Raw genomic sequence first — 16,003 nt, 5'->3', positions numbered from 1 at the left:
GGCTATTGCCCTGAGACGATTTGGTTTTGCCAATCTAGCGTTGAGAACCAATATTCGTAGCGCTCATTTAACCAGCCGTCATTGGTTCGTTCAATAATCCATTGATCAAAAAAGGCTTTTTTGTCCTCTTCACCTAAGCGAACGGCAAACGCTTCGTTTCCTTTGGACAACCGTTCATTGAAAGGAATGAACAGTTTGTCACTGTGTTTCACTGTTTCATGTTCAGGTTTAGGGCTTGACGCAATCACGGCGTGTGCTTGGCCGTTTAATACTTCTTGAAAGGCTTGTGCATCGTCATCAAATTGCAGAATTTTGGCTTTGGGGAAGGTTTCACGAGCGACTTGAACGGTAAATGCTCCGCGTCGCGCTGCGATAGTCACTCGACGAGAGTTGAAGTCTTCAATGGTGGAAAAGCCATTAGCTAAGGATTGATTAGCGGCAAGTTGTACTCCTGAATGTGAATAGGGAGCAGTGAACAGGACGCTTTTCGAGCGCTCAGGAGTGATAGACATGCCGCCGATAATGACATCAAATTTCTGTGCTAAGAGTGCTGGAATAATGCCATCCCACGCGGTAGGTACAAATTCCACTTTCCAACCTGAATCTTCAGCAAGACGTTTGGCAACATCAATTTCAAAGCCAATTAGGTCGCCTTGCTTGTTGCGCATTGCCCAAGGCACAAACGTAGACATACCCACACGCAATGTGCCTCGTTCAGTGATTTTATCAAGGCTAGGCGTTTCACTGGCAAAGGCGGGTATGGAAATGGTTATCCCTAGTAACATGGTTAACCCGAGCGATAGAGCGGCGATAGCCTTCAACCCAGCGCGTTGCCACGCTTTTGGTGCAGATTGCTGCATGATGTTCTCCTTTTAAGGATGATTATTGAGCGCGCCATTGCGCCCCGAGTTTGTGTTCTAACCATGCTGAAAACCCTGATAAAGACAGAGTTAACAGTAAATAAATTGCAGCGACGGTAAACCATATTTCAAATGGCATCGCCGTTTCTGAGACAATATTTCTACCTTGAGTGGTTAAGTCAAAAATAGCCATCACACTGACGATAGACGAGTTTTTAATTAATGACACGACTTCATTGGTCAGTGGAGGTAATGTACGTTGGATAAGTTGCGGTAAGATCACATCAACATAGGTATAAAAACGAGAAAGCCCTAATGTTCGTGCCGCTTCAAACTGTCCCTTCGGAATGCTGTTTAAACCACCACGAAACACTTCGGCAGTATAAGCGCCTTGAAACAGTGCCAAAGCTAAAATGGCAGTAGAGAAGCGATCTAAGCCCAGCACTGGGCCAAACACAAAATAGAGCAGGTATATCTGCACCAGTAGCGGCGTGTTGCGGATAAGCTCAATATAAATATTGGCCAACCAACGCCCTACCACAGAATTGGAAAGCTTCAACAAAGCGGTTGTTAAGCCAATGACCAGCGTAAAAAATAGGCTGACCGTTGAGATTTGCACCGTGACGGCTAACCCTTCGAGCAGTTCCGCGGGCCACCATTCCCCCTCGTCGTAAAAAGCGATGAAATCAGGCACACGATGCCATTGCCACTGGTAACCCATAGCATGTGCGCCAGAATCAAGTAGCCATATCATCCCCGCAAGCAATAGAACTATCTGTACTAGAGCGGAGAAGATCGGTTTTATCAGTACTTTTATCATCAATGGCTCAATATTTGGTTGAGAAACTGTTGAGTTCTTGGGTGTTTTGGCTGACGAAATATCTCTTCCGGCGTAGCGATCTCGAGAATTCTTCCTTCATCCATAAAAATGACGCGATCCGCTACTTTTCGGGCAAAACCCATTTCATGAGTGACGCACATCATGGTGATGCCATCTTGAGCAAGATCTACCATGACATCCAGTACCTCCTGGATGGTTTCAGGATCGAGAGCTGAAGTGGGCTCATCAAACAATAAAATTTCTGGTTGCATACAGAGTGAGCGTGCAATGGCAACACGCTGTTGCTGACCGCCAGATAATTGCACCGGATATTTGTCAGCTTGGTCAAGAATATTCACTCGCTGTAAAAAATGGCTCGCTCTTTGTCTTGCGGCTTGCTTACTCAATTTCAGTGTACGAATTGGAGCTAAAATAAGGTTTTCAATCACCGTCAAGTGAGGGAAAAGGTTGAAATGCTGGAAAACCATACCGATTTTTCCCGCAGGCTGTGTGATGTCGGAATGGTTAGAGTTCAGGGTGATCTTGCCCGCGGTGATAGCTTCTAACCCATTGACCGTTCGGATTAATGTTGATTTTCCTGAGCCTGAAGGGCCACAAACGACTAAGATTTCCCCTCGACGAACCTGAAGAGTAATGTCTTTCAAAGCGTGAAAATTATTGTACCACTTGTTTACTTTTTCAAACTCTATCGCATTCATGGTTGAATATCTTGTTGCTATTTTGTTATCACCTACCTTAGCAATATCAACGAGATAATGCACCTACGAAGCTCATATTAGCGTTAATTTGTGGGTTCCAGCTCAAGGGTGTAACTATTTTTTTACGCAGTGATTATTTTGTAAAAAAGTAGCCAATATTGCCTTTTGTTGAAAATAATGATTGAAGTTGTGGTTTTTAGTAGATAAGTTACAGGGGAGAGCCGAAAGCAAGGCTGCGTATAGATCCAACCTGTCCGTTGTTCGGTAGGCAGTAGAAAAGAATAAGGAAGAAGTAAGCAATGTTTCAGACTGATGATGTAAAAATTAAACGAGTTAAAGAGTTATTACCTCCTGTTGCGGTTCTAGAAAAGTTTCCGGCAACAGAAGTTGCTTCTTCAACCACATTTCAGGCTCGAGAAGCCATTCATAATATTCTACAAGATAAAGATGATCGCTTATTGGTGATCATTGGCCCATGTTCAATTCATGATCCTCAAGCGGCTGTTGAATATGGAAAACGTCTTAAAGTGTTGCGCGATGAACTAGGTGATCGCCTTGAAATTGTCATGCGTGTCTATTTTGAAAAACCTCGTACGACCGTCGGATGGAAAGGGCTCATTAACGACCCTTATTTAAATGATACCTATAAAATTAACGATGGTTTACGCATGGCGCGTAAGTTACTGCTTGATTTGACCGATATGGGGATGCCGACAGCGAGCGAATTTTTAGATATGATCACACCGCAGTATGTGGCTGACCTTATCAGTTGGGGCGCTATTGGTGCTCGAACAACAGAATCTCAAGTTCACCGTGAGCTCGCATCGGGTCTATCTTGTCCGGTTGGGTTCAAAAATGGGACAGATGGCAATATCAAAATCGCTTCTGATGCGATTCGCTCTGCCAGTGCATCGCACCATTTCTTGTCGGTCACTAAGTATGGTCATTCGGCCATCATTCAAACGGCAGGCAACCCTGATTGCCATATCATTCTACGAGGTGGTAAAGAGCCAAACTACAACGCTCAACATGTCGCGGCTATCAAGCAGGAACTAGAAATCTCCGGTTTACCACAAAAAGTGATGATTGACTTTAGCCACGCAAACAGCTCTAAACAGTACCAGCGTCAACTTGTGGTATCACAAGATGTGAGCGAGCAGATTGCATCGGGTGAACATGCTATTTTTGGTGTGATGATTGAGTCTCATCTCGTTGAAGGACGTCAGGATCTCGTGGATGGTTGTGCGGCCACTTATGGTCAATCGATTACGGATGCATGTATTGGCTGGGATGATACTGAAGTGGTATTGCGTCAATTGGCTGGTGCCGTAGAGGCGCGTCGCGCACGCTAAATATGGCGTCACTCTATAATATAAAGTATCAACAGAGCTCCCGATTTGGGGGCTTTTCTATTTAGGCTTAGACTCAGCCCTGATCGCGTCACTTTAAGCACTATGGTTGTGAAAAGTGCTCAGATAATGCTGAACGACGATTTTTACTTGGGTCGCCGTTTTCATCGTTTTCTACAGTGCTTTCATAGCCTTGTTTGATAAAGCGTTGTAAAGGCATGACAGGTTCAATGCGCTTGAGTTGAGGGGAGTTTGTTGTCCCAGCAAGTTGGTAAATGGTCACGCCACTACCAGTGTTAATCACAATTTTATCCCCATCATATTCAAACTGAGTGCTGACTAAGCGATTATTTCGAAACACGCCATTTGAATTGAGAGTTAGAACCTCAGTGCTATAACTTGGTGTACCGATTTCGATCCATGAACCATAGACATTTTTGGGGCTTGTATACTCTTGATAGCTCACTAAAAGTAAAGTGGCAAAACTAGCTGCGATAGTGAACAGCACTATCCAAAAAAGACTTTTTAATACCCACTTTTTTTTCATAGGGTGACCTGAAGAGGCTTTATTTGCATGCGTGAAACCCTTAACTGCCATTCCCACTCCATAACGTAAGCAATCAGCGACTAGTACCGGTAAGGCTAACCAATTAAAACAAGGTTAGAGAGTGGAATATGTCGTGTGGTTTAGCAAATGTCACACTGGAAAATATGATCTTTTTTCCAAAACTAGTACTAATGGATGACAAGATGAACATTGCATCATGAATTTTGTTGACTTACCGATCAGTATAGGTCGCGTTTCACTATTTGTTTAATCCCAATTGCCACTTGTGTATTTTTACGATTTCAGATAAAACGGCTTACAAACGTGTTATTCACCATATTTTGGTGGTTTATTTTACAAGGAAGAGAAATGATCAAAGAAAACAAATACTTCGACGGGGCTGTTAAATCTTTAGGTTTTGCTCACCAAAGTGGTGACAGTTCGGTGGGCGTAATGGCTCCTGGCGAATACACCTTTGGCACGGCGGCTCCTGAGCGTATGACAGTCATCAAAGGTTCGTTAACGATAAAGCGTTTAGGGGATGAACACTGGTCTACATTTAAAGCGAATGAATCTTTTGAAGTCGCTGAGAATTCGTCCTTTGATTTGAAAGTTGCCGAAGCAACAGCTTATTTGTGCGAATATTTGTAGTTGAAATAGGGCTTAAAAGCCCTATTTCTTATCGAGCTGTTAAGCCAAATTTTGCATAGATGGCTTCGATCCTTCCACTTTTTACCATTTCAGACAGAGCGTTTTGTAATGCATCCGCTTGTGGATGGCTTTTAGGCATACCGTAATAGTTGCCGATAGTGTTTGGATAGTAGTAGGTTGCTACTTGGTAGTTACTAAAATTGATTGTTTTTAATTCCACTTCTAGCGCAGGTAAATCCAATACGATAACGGTATCTATTCTCTTTGCCTCTAGCATTCTTGCTAGGTTGAAGTCATCATTAACAACCGTTCTATTTATCTCTTTGTCTTGATCAAACGCTTCGAAATAAGCGGTACCTCTTTTCACACCGACATTTAGCTCTCGTAAATCTTGATAATTGTTGATTGCTGGCCCATCACTGCGAGTGACAAAAACAATATTCCGTGTTTGCTCACTTATAGGACCGATAAAGCGAACAAATGCTTCTCTGTCTGCTGTTCGTATGACACGTGGAACAATGTCAACAGTACCATTTTCTAAAGTAGCAAGGCTGCGAGGAAATGGAATGTTTCGCCACTCGATATCGAAGCCTATATTTTTTGCTGCTTCTTCAATGATTTCCTTTAATGGACCGCTGATTTTTTGACCATCTGGACTGATCACCATTTCTGGTGGTCGATGCCTAAAATCAGCTTTAAGGGTGTTAGCAAAAAGCGTTGAGCTGATCAGCACTGCTGCCAATGAAATGAGAATATTTCTAGTCAATACCCACATATTTCGTGCCTCTCGTCAAATTTACTACTTGAGTATAGGCAAACTTTCTGAGAACCCCAAAATGACACTTAAGATCAGCCGGATGGCTACCCTATGATTAATACTGTTCAAACACACCTGAGTTGTAGTCTTTAATTGCTTGTTCTATCTCAGAAAATGAGTTCATTACAAACGGCCCATAATGCACTACAGGTTCATCAATGGGTTGCCCCATTAGCAACAATACTCCGCTCGTATCATTGGCTTTTAATGTTAAGAACTCACCTTTTGAGAGCAACGCTAGCTCGCCTTGCTTCAACACTTTACTGCCTAGCTGTGCATTGCCTTTGTAGGTAAATGCCATGACATTAAAGTGATTTGGAGTGGCGATCTCTAATTGGCTACCCGGTGTTGCTTGCCAGTCGGCTACACTCAATTTAACGCCCGTTTTTGTTAATGGGCCAGTTACTATCTGGTTGCCACAAGTGACATCACCCGCAAGTACTTTCAGCAGGCCAGCCTCTTGGGAGTGGTATTCGGTAATGGTTTCGGGTTGAAAGTCGTGGTATTGCGCTGGCGCCATTTTTTGGCTAGCAGGCTGATTGATCCAAATCTGAAAACCGTGCAACTGACCTTCAGTCATGATTGGCATCTCGCTATGAATAACACCTCTTCCTGCGGCCATCCATTGGGCACCACCAGAGCGTAATTCACTGACATTACCCATATGATCTTGATGTTGGAAATGCCCATTTAGCATATAAGTGAGAGTTTCGATTCCTCGGTGTGGATGAGGAGGGAATCCGCCAATATAATCGGCTTTTTGATCAGATTTAAATTCATCGAGCATTAAAAATGGTGAAAAATTAGCGTTATTAAAGCCAGCAACGCGGCTAATTTTTACGCCATCTCCATCCGAAGTGGGTTGTGCGGGGATTATCTGTTTTATTTCACGTTGCGTTAGCATAATGATTCTCCTTGTCGGTATAAGATCAGTCTAAGACAAGGTGCTGATAAAGAAGAGCGCTGTGTTTTGAAGGTCTTCGTCGAGAAATTCGAACATATCTTGAGAGGGGCTATAATTAAAGTAGGTTGGATCACGAGGAGGATGCCTAATGTCTATGTTGCCCAAACATGAAGATCAGAATCCGCATTATGATCCCAAAGAGGATTTTACGCTTGAGCAGATGCACCGATTTACCAAGGTGGCTAATCAAGCGCAGAAAAATCGCGATACGCTTGAACAGCTCAGTGATAAAGACGTTTCCATTGTTGAAGCAGCAAGGCGTGCGGCAATGAGGCCGGTGATTCACCCTAAACCAAATAAACCTAATACAGCACGCTACGCCGCATGGATGGTGGTGGTATGTGCAGTAGGTTTGTGGATTATGTATATGACTCGCTAGCTTTCTTTATTGGTGTCACTGTTGCTGAATGGGTTGCAGTAGATGCTTCAGTATGGTCAAGTGAAATATGTTGGTAATACTGATATTGATTTTTGCCGTTGTGTTTTGCTGCGTACATCGCTTTGTCTGCGCACCGAGTCAGCTCGGCCAAGTTATCAGCATCAGAAGGAAACAAAGCAGCGCCGATGCTGACGGTGAGGTTATTGATCATTTCTGAGCCTTGATATTTATCCTCAAACAGATAACAAATCCGGTTGAGAACGCCATCCAAATCCTTAACCGTTTTGATATCGTAAAGTAGTAGCACGAACTCATCTCCGGCAAATCTCGCGATGGAGTAATCGTGTTTATCTGTCTTCCGGTCTTTATTTCGGACGTTGTTTTTTAAACGGTTGGCGAAATATTGCAAGACTCGATCCCCGACCTCATGTCCGTAGCTGTCATTAATGGACTTGAAATTATCAATGTCTAGAAAAACGAGTGCGGTGATGGTCTTTTTATCAGTCTGCTGGGAGAGCTTTTCACGTGCCCAAGTTTCGAAACTCCAACGATTGGCGAGCCCAGTCAGTTGGTCGGTGTAGGCAAGGTCTTCAATTCCCTCTTGATAAAGATGCTGGATATAGCAAACCGCTTTGTTGTAGTAGTAAGAGGAAATATGACACATGCAACAGAGTGCGATGAGACTGAGAAAAAACCGATCTATGGGGAGATATTGAGGAAGAATATCGGCACCGGAGAGTTGTACTGAGACGCCAATTAGCATAAAGAAACTACAGCTAAAAACTAAGCCTATTCGAAAGTCATTAATGAAGATCACCGCCGCAATAATTGGAAACAACCACAGCACATTGCCGACCATATGCTGTCCATATAGTAGTAATATGACCCCTTTTGTTAACAAGATGGCACTGAGGAATAAATCGGCATAGGAGGTGTTATCAGAGTGATGGTAGAAATAAAGGTAATTAGAGGCAATGGCGATCAAGCATAATAAATTAAAAGTGCTCAGGTAATATTGCTGTTCAAGAAAATGAAGAATGCCATAAAAGGCGAAAAGTAGCACAGACACAAATGAGCATAAGGCAACGACCCTACGCTTGCGTGACGCCCGCATATTGGCCATCTCTTCTAAATGTCTACCTACCAGTTCAGTCATACTCGATCTCGATGCTATCCTAAAGTATTAGATACCGAGTTAAGTCTAGAATAAATAACAGAGTTTTGCGGACGAAGTGCATGGAGTCAGTTAAAAAATACAATGGCTAATCATTTGGCGTTTTCGTTAAGTCATTAGGCTATTAATCATCGGTGATCAATGGTCTTATAACTTATTGTATTATCAGCATGTTTTGTCGATTATTTTAACGTTGTCCAAATAAGCCATTATTTTTTTTATAAAAAAATGAATATAAGCAAATGTGGATATAGCAAAAAAATCTAAGCCGTCCTGTAGTTACATCGCAAATTTAGTTACATCACAAATTCTTTTTTGATCCAACTTCTTAGTACTAAGATACTCTCTTGTTTCAGTTGCTCTTTGGCACAAACGAAGTAGTAGTCTTGATAGGGATTAGTCACTGCGGAACCGAGTTCTTGTAGTAGGCCTAACTTGATGTCATCTTTTACAAAGAGGCGATGGGTAACGAAAATACCTAATTGGCGGATAGTTGCTTGTACGGCTTGTGCTGAAGAAACAAATGATAGGTTTTTGCGACTTTCTGGCATGCTAAGTTGATAAGCATCGCACCAAATTTGCCAGTCTTTTTTGCGGCGCTCGTTCACAGCGATAATCGCTGGGTGGCATTTAAGTATGGATGAAAGCGTCTGCTTATCACCTTGCTTTATGAGGTCAGGTTTTATGAGTTCAGGGCTGCATACCAGCACTAGTTCATCTTCGGCAAGTTTCTCACAATAGTAGTCTTGCCACTCATCTTGTTTACCATGAACAATCGCGATATCAACGTTCTCTGATGTTAGAGAAAAAGTGCCTGTTAAACTCGATATTCTCACGTCTATATGTGGCGCGTGCTCTTGAAAGCGGTTAACTCGTGGTATCCACCAGTGCAGCGCTAATGAGTTGACCATGTTGAGTGTCAGTCGGTTATGGCGCTCATCTCTCATAAGCACTTCAGTTGCTTCAACGATTTGCTCCAAAGCAGGCGCAATTCTCCGATAGTATTTTTGACCAGCACTATTGAGTACGACGTGACGCCCAACGCGATTGAATAGCGGCTGGTTTAGCTGGTTCTCTAATGCTTTTATTGATTGACTGACGGCTGAATGACTAACATTAAGGTGCTTTGCTGCATCCGTCATACTGCCTGTTTCTGCTACGGCAATAAATGAGTAGAGTGACTTGAGCGGAGGTAGTTTTCGCATTGGTAAGTTTCTCTTACAGGTTTGGTTAATATTACTCGTTATTTTTCCTTTCGTCATTGTTCTATGATGGCTGTACTAGAGGAGAGTTGTATGAACCCACGAATTTTGGCTCCATTATTTATGTTGTCCTCCACATTTAGCTTGTCATTGACAGGGCTACTGTCTAAGTTTCTTGCACATGAGATACCGCTACAAAGTCTCAGTTTTCTCCGATTTTTACTCCCCGCGCTCATATTGTTGGGAGTAATGAGCTTAACTCATTTCCGTTTTCCTCCCAAAGGTATGAAACGGGCTCTGTGGGTTCGCTCAGTATGTATTGCAGGCTGTCAGCTCTGTTTTATTTACTCACTTCAGCACCTTTCTTTGGTGGAAAGTGTCGTATTGTTCAGCACTGGTCCACTGTTTATTCCTTTGTTAGAAAAATTAATATTTGGTGTAGTGATGAAAGCAGGCACGGTTGTGAGCTTGGCCATTACATTTATCGGGGTGTTACTGCTGGCTGGCGATGTTTCGGGCATCCATTTACGGATGGAGTTATTGGTCGGTTTACTTGCGGGAGCGCTGAATGCGGGATCGCAGTTAAGCTTATATCGAGCGACGAAAAGTAATATGCGATCTATTGATATAAATGCTTGGACGTTTGTGTGTGCATCAATCTTATTACTACCTTTGTTATTTCTTCCTACCGTAGACGCGAATGTACTTCAACAAACCTGGGGCAGCTTGCAGCAGTTAGCCGTGGTTACTGCCTTGAGCGGAGTTTCTATATTAGTCATTAACACTCAAATTTTTCGAGCCAAAGCCTACCGTCTGGCACACTCTGGCTCGCAGCTCGCTCCGTTGATTTTTACCAATTTGCTTTTTACCGCTTTATGGCAACAGTTGTTTTTTAATGTGCAGTACTTGCCAACACAAATGGTAGGATTGGGCTTGATTGTGATGGCAACTTTTACCGGAATTCTTATCCCGAAGCTATTTAAATCCTCAGTATCGTCAAACCAGCTTAAATCAGCTTAACCCGCTTATTGCTACTGTCTGATGAGCCCATAAGGCAGGCTAGAAAATACCTTAGGATTATTTTTCACTGTGGGCGCTTGGTTGGTTTTCTGCCAGTCAAGTAACATAATGGCAAGTACATTGCGGTGCTCTCCGTCGGCAAGGTCAAACACACCTGAGGTAGAGGGGATCATCCCTTTCTTTTTATCAATCGCTTGTTGAATTGCGAGACGAGTTTTTTCTACAACAGGATCTTTTTCTAAACCTGCGAGTAGAAAAGTGATCCCAACTTCAGCAACCACATCTTCCTTCGCTCTTAGCAAAATGGTATCGATATTATTGCGAAAGTAGTCGAAGATCCATTGATGCTGCTGCTCTTTAATGGGATTTTGATAGTATTCCGAATCGGCAAAAATAATGTGTGTCATGCCATACAGCTTATTGCCATATTGTTGCGCGGAGAGTGCTTTATCAGCAGAATCTGGGTATGTTTTCCTAAAGCTATCAATGAATGGTTGTACGACATCTTGTTCACCTAACTGGCGTAACCAATAGACTTGGTTAGCAAGTTGTGCGGCCCACGCTTTAATCATTTCTTCATCAGTGGCGTACTTAGTAAAATCATAACGGCGGATCACTTGGCGCAAAAGCTGATCTGCTTTATGTTTCAAACCATATTCGTTGGCACGGGCCATAGAGCCTAATAGGTCGACGCCTAAGTAGAGGTATTCTGGCATATGTTTAGTGGCGATATAGCGTAATTGGCTGCGTTCATCTGCGTCATCGAAGTATCCAGCCAAACGTTGCTCAGAGTAGAGAAAAACCTGTTCAGCAGTTGAAACTTCTGCGGAAAATTGATTAAGTCGGCTCGCCACGCGAGCAAGATCACTCCACACCGCTGCTGAATATTTAGGGTCTAGAGTTTGGCGATACATCCGTAACCCATAGTGCCCCTCTTTGAATGCCGGCAATGTGAAAAGTTGCTCTTCATAGGTTTGACGAATAAGCTCCGCAGATTCAGAAAAAGTGTTATTCGTTGTTGGCGCCGGCTCTGCATAGCCAGAGGCAGGCAACCACAATGCAATAGCTAATCCCAGAAATAGGCCACTCTTTTTTAATAACATGATGAAAACACACCTCTAAGCTAATATTCATAATAATATTAGCATTTCATGGATTTATTATTGTTGGTGATATGTCAGGTGTGCGTAAAATGACCGCTTTGAGCCGTCGTTAGGATAATGCGTTTAGCTGATTGTGCTTTTTACGCTATGCAAATGGATGAATTAAAATCTTACTATGTTAGCAAAAAGCTACGAGTTCATTTGGTTATATCAATAAATTTGTAATTAATTTGGGTATTCCCTCATTAATTACGTTAATCTTAAGTAAGAAGCACTATTCTAAATAGAGCAAGTAAAACCATACACATGTAGTGATTGCTACAGGCTAGTGAGGGAGAGTTGCATGAGACATATCTCAGGCAAACAGTGGTCTGTCAATTTGCTTCTCGTTGCCTTCATCATTTTTTGTGGAGGGTTGATCGAAATTATCAATTTCAATCAACGAAGTTTTATCCGAGATAATCTTCAAACCAGAGCAAAGGAAGAGCTTTCGATTATTCGAGCTCAGTTAGAAGCTGCCATTTTGTCTGACATCTATGTAGCAAATGGGTTAACCAGTTTAATTGCGATTAACGCCCATTCTCAGTTCGAAGATTGGGAAAAGATTGCGGCTAATATTTTACATGAAGGTAGACATTTGCGCGTGATTGGGCTTGCGCCTGATGATGTGATTCGTTACACCTATCCATTGAGTGGAAATCACAAAACGATAGGCTTAGATTACCGTACCGTTCCCAAACAGTGGGCCACGATCTTAAAAGCAAGGGAGATCCAAGAGATCTTCATTGCAGGCCCTGTGAACCTAGTTCAAGGTGGGCGAGGCCTTGTTGCTCGGATTCCTATATTTACTGACCCTCCTGATAACCAACAATATTGGGGGGTATGCAGTGTCGTGATCGATTTAGATTCTCTATTACTTTCCACTGGCGTTGAACGTTTTACTCACCGCTTTAATTTGGCGATACGTGGGGTAGACAGTACTGGTTCGGAAGGCGAGGTATTTTTTGGTGAACAAGAGGTGTTCACGAAAGCTTTTGCAAAACAAAGTGTTCATTTTCCCTATGGCGGCTGGGAAATTGCTGTTGCGCAGAAAAGCGATGTTTTAGGTCAAGTGCCTTGGTATCAGGTTCACATTGTACGGTTGTTAGGTTATCCGATCTTAATCTTGTTGGTTGCGGCGTTTATTACGATATATCGCTTGTACTCTATTGCTAATGAAAGAGCACTTCATGATGAATTAACTCAGCTTCCTAACCGTCGGTACTTCATGTATACGCTTGATCGATATTTTGAGCAGGCTATAAAAATGGACCAATCGGCTGGTTTTGTCATCCTCAACATTGATATTGATAAGTTCAAATCGATCAATGACACCTATGGGCATGCGGCGGGTGACAAGGTGTTGATTGCTTGTGCGGAGCGAGTGAAAAGCGTATTGCGTTCTTCGGATTTAGTTGCACGTATTGGCGGTGATGAGTTTCTGGTTTTGCTGTCTCGAGTATCGGACAACGATGATATTGAGCGGATCAGTCTCAAAATAAAAAGTGCGTTGTGTAATGCGCCAGTCATTTATGAGCAGCACTTAATTAACCTACATGTCAGTGTAGGCGCAGCCGCATTTAGCCCAGAATTTGATAATGTGGATGCGATGTTGAAACTGGCTGATGAGCGGATGTATCAAGAAAAGAGGCAGCAGTACTACTAAATTATTTATTCAGATTTGCATTTTGAAATTTAATTGCAAAATGCAAATTTATTATGCGACACGTTGTAATGAAACCGCTCATAAAGTAGACAGATAAGGTGTTTTTTGGCAGTTTTAAAGTTGGCATGCATCCTGCTATATAGTAAGTGACCCTTCTAAGCCGAGGGTCACCTAGCCAACTGACGTTGTTAGTGAACCTTATTTTTGTTCACACTTATTAATAGCCAATCATACTTTTTGTGATTGGCTTTTTTTATTTTTACGCTCTGCAACTAGCCAGCACATTTCTCATAGCAGCTTGGTTTTCTTGGACAGACAGCACCGCGTGAGCAGATTAAGCGCGCATTATTTTCAATTCCGCGTTCAATCCAATTAATATTAAGAATTTTAGCAATAGTCGTGAGATCTTTTTTAATATGTCTTGGAATAAGAGAGCTTCCGCCGTTGCTGACGCATAACGCTTTGAGCTCCTCAGCAATTGAGTGAGCATCCCCACCTTGTGCATTGATGGCTGGATTCAAATCTATTCCTGCGCATAGCACTCGATTATTGCCTGCTGGATCGATCATATTGACGGATTCACAGCAATATATTCTCGGCTCATCACCTACATTCAAAATCGAAATTTGCGCAGAGCTGCCACTTTGCGGCTCTGAAAGACGTCTAAACACGGCCCAATGCTGGCAAGGGTCATTCACTTTACGCATATTCCCCCACGGTAGAGGGATCCCATTGCCACGATAAACCGCTTTTAATTTGCCTTCACCATAAGCATCGAAATAGTGCCAATGCGGATAGGGTGACACGACCGTCATGCGCCTCATCGCAACGGAAGGAGAAACCCCCGCTTTCAAATGTACATCGATTTCGTAACCGCTGCGATCAAGAAGTTGCCGATAAGGCACTTTGGGGCACAGCAGTGCGCCAGCAAAAAAACTCGATTCAAAATCTCGCCATGCCTGAAGGATATCTTGGGAATTTAATTCACAGGTGGCGGTGGCATCCGGCGTTTCTTCCCAACTGTTTGTGTGGCCAACCGTTAAGACACTTTTTAGTCCCTCTTTGCTGTGCAGAATATTATGGCCAATATACACTGCGAGGTCGTACTTTAGGCGAGTTGGGTACTCACGTAGAATTTCATTGAGGTAGATCGTGCATGGTGGTTCAAAAAAAGAGGTAATAAGTTGTTTGGCGCTAACACCAAGCTCATCAACAACATCTTGCGGGGTTCTCGTGACCCAGCGGATAACCAAACCAAGGCTTTTGGCGATGTCGATAAGATCTTCAACAGCTAAGTTTAAGCGTTTTAAACCCACTTCTTCTGCTGCTCGCTCAAGATCTGGGAAGTGGTTTTGTAAACTCTCTTGGTGAGCACGGATCAATAGATGAGCAAACTGTTTGCCAGTGATCCCGGTTTGGGAAAGCATCTCTGGGATTGCGATTTGTAAAATATCATTTGAGAATAAAAAGCTAGGTTCAAGAGCCATACCGCTGATCCCACCTCTGTTACCCTTGTCAGGAGTAATATCCGTTTGACCTGGTTCATCATCTAAAAACCAAGCGGGATCTTTTTGGAAAACTTGGGCAATGACCTCCAACATATCAACACTAGGCACCCGTTTTCCACGCTCAATCATCGAAAGGTATGAAACGGAGGGGGCGTATTCTGGGTTGATACGAATACAGCGTGCCGATAAGTCTTCCATCGTTAGGTGATTGCGCTTTCTTAAGTTTCTGACTTTTGTCCCTAAGAAATGTGACTGACGAACTAAGCTTTTTGATAAGGCCATTTTGTAAAATTCACACTGTAAAATTTTTGTTGTGAAATTGTAGTAAAAAATTGGTTAATCTACCAAGTAAGCAAGGTCACAAATTTGCACAAAGGTTAAACGCAAGTTTGGAATAATTGCTCTAGAACACAAAATGTTGAGTTACCTATAAGGAAAAGACGATGAATATGCTGACATTCGATAAAACAGAAATCCAAAAACTAGATAAACCCTTTATCGCTGAAGCCGTCTTCGCCGTCGAGACTATCAGTGCTAATCAACAAAATGAAAAGCAGAGTAGAGCGAAGCAACTACTCGATAGATTGTTCCCTTTGGCGACGGGCTCTCATCAAGATGTGACCAGTTATGTGATCGATTACCGCCATGTGTTGGCTTATTTCAAGGATGGGCGTCATAGTGGTTTGAAGCATCCAAAACATTTTGTTGCCTTCAATGGTGAAAAGGAGTCACCATGTTCGATCTTGTTCCGTGATGGAAGTGGTAGCCATGTTGAAGTGATGTTAGGCTGCACTAAAGGGACTGGGCGCGTTGAACTGATAGAGATTAATGATATTCAGTTAGAAACGTGTACCACATTTACCCAATCGGTGGAAGAAATGCCCAGCGCCGCAATGCGCCACTGGGTAAGCCTAGTCAAAGGTGATGAAAAGGGTAAGCCTCAAGCTTGTAGTGAAGATAAGGAGTACACCGCAAAAGATGGTGAAGACTATTACTTAAACTACAGTTTTAACCTTGCTTAGGTTATAGATGCGTATTGGGATTAAATGGGGCGTGGCGCTAATGCCGTTCACTTAAGAGTGAACGGCATTTTTGTTCTTAGCATACCGTTGTGGTCTAGGCTTAACTGTTCTAGGGAATGTTCTTTCCCTTCGCCCTTCAAGTATTAAGCTTTCAGCCATGTTG

The 16,003-nt window shown here is 42.8% G+C and carries 16 protein-coding genes; 6 read left to right on the top strand and 10 right to left on the bottom strand.

The window, feature by feature from the left end:
* Window positions 1-2 precede the first annotated feature (2 nt).
* The 3 genes from EXZ60_RS13310 to EXZ60_RS13300 all read right to left on the bottom strand — a co-directional run bounded on the left by EXZ60_RS13310 (window position 3) and on the right by EXZ60_RS13300 (window position 2,399).
* The gene (locus EXZ60_RS13310; RefSeq protein ID WP_277435845.1) at window positions 3-785 is read right to left on the bottom strand and encodes a transporter substrate-binding domain-containing protein; all 783 of its coding nucleotides are present in this window, start codon (window positions 783-785) and stop codon (window positions 3-5) included.
* Between the two features lie 97 nt (window positions 786-882).
* Window positions 883-1,680: an amino acid ABC transporter permease gene (locus EXZ60_RS13305; RefSeq protein WP_094165293.1), complete on the bottom strand. Its 798-nt coding sequence runs from the start codon at window positions 1,678-1,680 to the stop codon at window positions 883-885.
* The gene (locus EXZ60_RS13300; RefSeq protein WP_047687789.1) at window positions 1,680-2,399 is read right to left on the bottom strand and encodes an amino acid ABC transporter ATP-binding protein; all 720 of its coding nucleotides are present in this window, start codon (window positions 2,397-2,399) and stop codon (window positions 1,680-1,682) included. Before EXZ60_RS13300 ends, EXZ60_RS13305 begins: the two co-directional genes overlap by 1 nt.
* Before the next feature lie 299 nt (window positions 2,400-2,698).
* Between EXZ60_RS13300 and aroG the strand changes: the two genes are divergently transcribed.
* Entirely contained in the window at window positions 2,699-3,751 is a 1,053-nt protein-coding gene (gene aroG / locus EXZ60_RS13295) for a 3-deoxy-7-phosphoheptulonate synthase AroG (protein WP_013868087.1), read from the top strand.
* 100 nt (window positions 3,752-3,851) lie between these two features.
* Here aroG and EXZ60_RS13290 read toward each other — a convergent pair whose 3' ends face one another.
* Window positions 3,852-4,295 carry a DUF2850 domain-containing protein gene (locus EXZ60_RS13290; protein WP_026027942.1) on the bottom strand — a complete coding sequence of 148 codons (444 nt, stop codon included), beginning with the start codon at window positions 4,293-4,295 and terminating at the stop codon, window positions 3,852-3,854.
* A 369-nt stretch (window positions 4,296-4,664) separates the two neighbouring features.
* Here EXZ60_RS13290 and EXZ60_RS13285 point away from each other — a divergent pair, with 369 nt between their 5' ends.
* Complete coding sequence (locus EXZ60_RS13285; RefSeq protein ID WP_194576687.1) at window positions 4,665-4,946, top strand: pyrimidine/purine nucleoside phosphorylase; 282 nt, start codon at window positions 4,665-4,667, stop codon at window positions 4,944-4,946.
* Window positions 4,947-4,974: 28 nt separating this feature from the next.
* Here the strand turns inward: EXZ60_RS13285 and EXZ60_RS13280 are convergent, their stop codons facing one another.
* Together EXZ60_RS13280 and EXZ60_RS13275 are read right to left on the bottom strand one after the other, a co-directional pair.
* Window positions 4,975-5,721 (bottom strand): transporter substrate-binding domain-containing protein, encoded by a 747-nt coding sequence (locus EXZ60_RS13280; RefSeq protein WP_170907573.1) that lies wholly within the window; start codon window positions 5,719-5,721, stop codon window positions 4,975-4,977.
* Between the two features lie 97 nt (window positions 5,722-5,818).
* The gene (locus tag EXZ60_RS13275; protein ID WP_277435821.1) at window positions 5,819-6,667 is read right to left on the bottom strand and encodes a pirin family protein; all 849 of its coding nucleotides are present in this window, start codon (window positions 6,665-6,667) and stop codon (window positions 5,819-5,821) included.
* Window positions 6,668-6,815: 148 nt separating this feature from the next.
* Between EXZ60_RS13275 and EXZ60_RS13270 the strand changes: the two genes are divergently transcribed.
* Entirely contained in the window at window positions 6,816-7,106 is a 291-nt protein-coding gene (locus EXZ60_RS13270; RefSeq protein ID WP_013868082.1) for a hypothetical protein, read from the top strand.
* On the opposite strand, the gene EXZ60_RS13265 is transcribed toward EXZ60_RS13270, so the two are convergent.
* Window positions 7,087-8,262, bottom strand: a complete 1,176-nt coding sequence (locus tag EXZ60_RS13265) for a GGDEF domain-containing protein (protein WP_013868081.1) — start codon at window positions 8,260-8,262, stop codon at window positions 7,087-7,089. The genes EXZ60_RS13270 and EXZ60_RS13265 overlap by 20 nt on opposite strands.
* Before the next feature lie 314 nt (window positions 8,263-8,576).
* Complete coding sequence (locus EXZ60_RS13260) at window positions 8,577-9,485, bottom strand: LysR substrate-binding domain-containing protein (protein WP_277435820.1); 909 nt, start codon at window positions 9,483-9,485, stop codon at window positions 8,577-8,579.
* Between the two features lie 90 nt (window positions 9,486-9,575).
* On the opposite strand from EXZ60_RS13260, the gene EXZ60_RS13255 reads away from it, so the two are divergent.
* Entirely contained in the window at window positions 9,576-10,502 is a 927-nt protein-coding gene (locus EXZ60_RS13255) for a DMT family transporter (protein ID WP_277435819.1), read from the top strand.
* 11 nt (window positions 10,503-10,513) lie between these two features.
* On the opposite strand, the gene EXZ60_RS13250 is transcribed toward EXZ60_RS13255, so the two are convergent.
* Complete coding sequence (locus EXZ60_RS13250) at window positions 10,514-11,605, bottom strand: DUF3541 domain-containing protein (protein ID WP_277435818.1); 1,092 nt, start codon at window positions 11,603-11,605, stop codon at window positions 10,514-10,516.
* Between the two features lie 328 nt (window positions 11,606-11,933).
* On the opposite strand from EXZ60_RS13250, the gene EXZ60_RS13245 reads away from it, so the two are divergent.
* Window positions 11,934-13,310 carry a diguanylate cyclase gene (locus tag EXZ60_RS13245; protein ID WP_017045991.1) on the top strand — a complete coding sequence of 459 codons (1,377 nt, stop codon included), beginning with the start codon at window positions 11,934-11,936 and terminating at the stop codon, window positions 13,308-13,310.
* A gap of 272 nt (window positions 13,311-13,582) precedes the next feature.
* Here EXZ60_RS13245 and EXZ60_RS13240 read toward each other — a convergent pair whose 3' ends face one another.
* Window positions 13,583-15,100 (bottom strand): DUF3612 domain-containing protein, encoded by a 1,518-nt coding sequence (locus EXZ60_RS13240; RefSeq protein WP_017047432.1) that lies wholly within the window; start codon window positions 15,098-15,100, stop codon window positions 13,583-13,585.
* A 161-nt stretch (window positions 15,101-15,261) separates the two neighbouring features.
* On the opposite strand from EXZ60_RS13240, the gene EXZ60_RS13235 reads away from it, so the two are divergent.
* A complete protein-coding gene (locus EXZ60_RS13235) occupies window positions 15,262-15,840 on the top strand; it encodes a malate synthase (protein ID WP_013868075.1) in 579 nt (192 codons plus the stop codon).
* The last annotated feature ends 163 nt before the right edge of the window (window positions 15,841-16,003 follow it).

The sequence above is a fragment of the Vibrio sp. 1151_11 genome (assembly GCF_029478525.1).
Taxonomy (GTDB): Bacteria; Pseudomonadota; Gammaproteobacteria; order Enterobacterales; family Vibrionaceae; genus Vibrio; species Vibrio anguillarum.
Note: the sequence above shows the minus strand (reverse complement) of the source record. Positions and strands in the feature narration are given on the sequence as shown.

Excerpts from the sequence above, each read along its gene's own strand:
- EXZ60_RS13265 (WP_013868081.1), bottom strand. The coding sequence starts at position 8,262 with ATGACTGAACTGGTAGGTAGACATTTAGAAGAGATGGCCAATATGCGG.
- EXZ60_RS13290 (WP_026027942.1), bottom strand. The coding sequence starts at position 4,295 with ATGAAAAAAAAGTGGGTATTAAAAAGTCTTTTTTGGATAGTGCTGTTC.
- EXZ60_RS13280 (WP_170907573.1), bottom strand. The coding sequence starts at position 5,721 with ATGTGGGTATTGACTAGAAATATTCTCATTTCATTGGCAGCAGTGCTG.
- EXZ60_RS13310 (WP_277435845.1), bottom strand. The coding sequence starts at position 785 with ATGTTACTAGGGATAACCATTTCCATACCCGCCTTTGCCAGTGAAACG.
- EXZ60_RS13250 (WP_277435818.1), bottom strand. The coding sequence starts at position 11,605 with ATGTTATTAAAAAAGAGTGGCCTATTTCTGGGATTAGCTATTGCATTG.
- EXZ60_RS13275 (WP_277435821.1), bottom strand. The coding sequence starts at position 6,667 with ATGCTAACGCAACGTGAAATAAAACAGATAATCCCCGCACAACCCACT.
- EXZ60_RS13285 (WP_194576687.1), top strand. The coding sequence starts at position 4,665 with ATGATCAAAGAAAACAAATACTTCGACGGGGCTGTTAAATCTTTAGGT.
- EXZ60_RS13235 (WP_013868075.1), top strand. The coding sequence starts at position 15,262 with ATGAATATGCTGACATTCGATAAAACAGAAATCCAAAAACTAGATAAA.
- EXZ60_RS13240 (WP_017047432.1), bottom strand. The coding sequence starts at position 15,100 with ATGGCCTTATCAAAAAGCTTAGTTCGTCAGTCACATTTCTTAGGGACA.
- aroG (WP_013868087.1), top strand. The coding sequence starts at position 2,699 with ATGTTTCAGACTGATGATGTAAAAATTAAACGAGTTAAAGAGTTATTA.
- EXZ60_RS13255 (WP_277435819.1), top strand. The coding sequence starts at position 9,576 with ATGAACCCACGAATTTTGGCTCCATTATTTATGTTGTCCTCCACATTT.
- EXZ60_RS13300 (WP_047687789.1), bottom strand. The coding sequence starts at position 2,399 with ATGAATGCGATAGAGTTTGAAAAAGTAAACAAGTGGTACAATAATTTT.
- EXZ60_RS13260 (WP_277435820.1), bottom strand. The coding sequence starts at position 9,485 with ATGCGAAAACTACCTCCGCTCAAGTCACTCTACTCATTTATTGCCGTA.
- EXZ60_RS13270 (WP_013868082.1), top strand. The coding sequence starts at position 6,816 with ATGTCTATGTTGCCCAAACATGAAGATCAGAATCCGCATTATGATCCC.
- EXZ60_RS13305 (WP_094165293.1), bottom strand. The coding sequence starts at position 1,680 with ATGATAAAAGTACTGATAAAACCGATCTTCTCCGCTCTAGTACAGATA.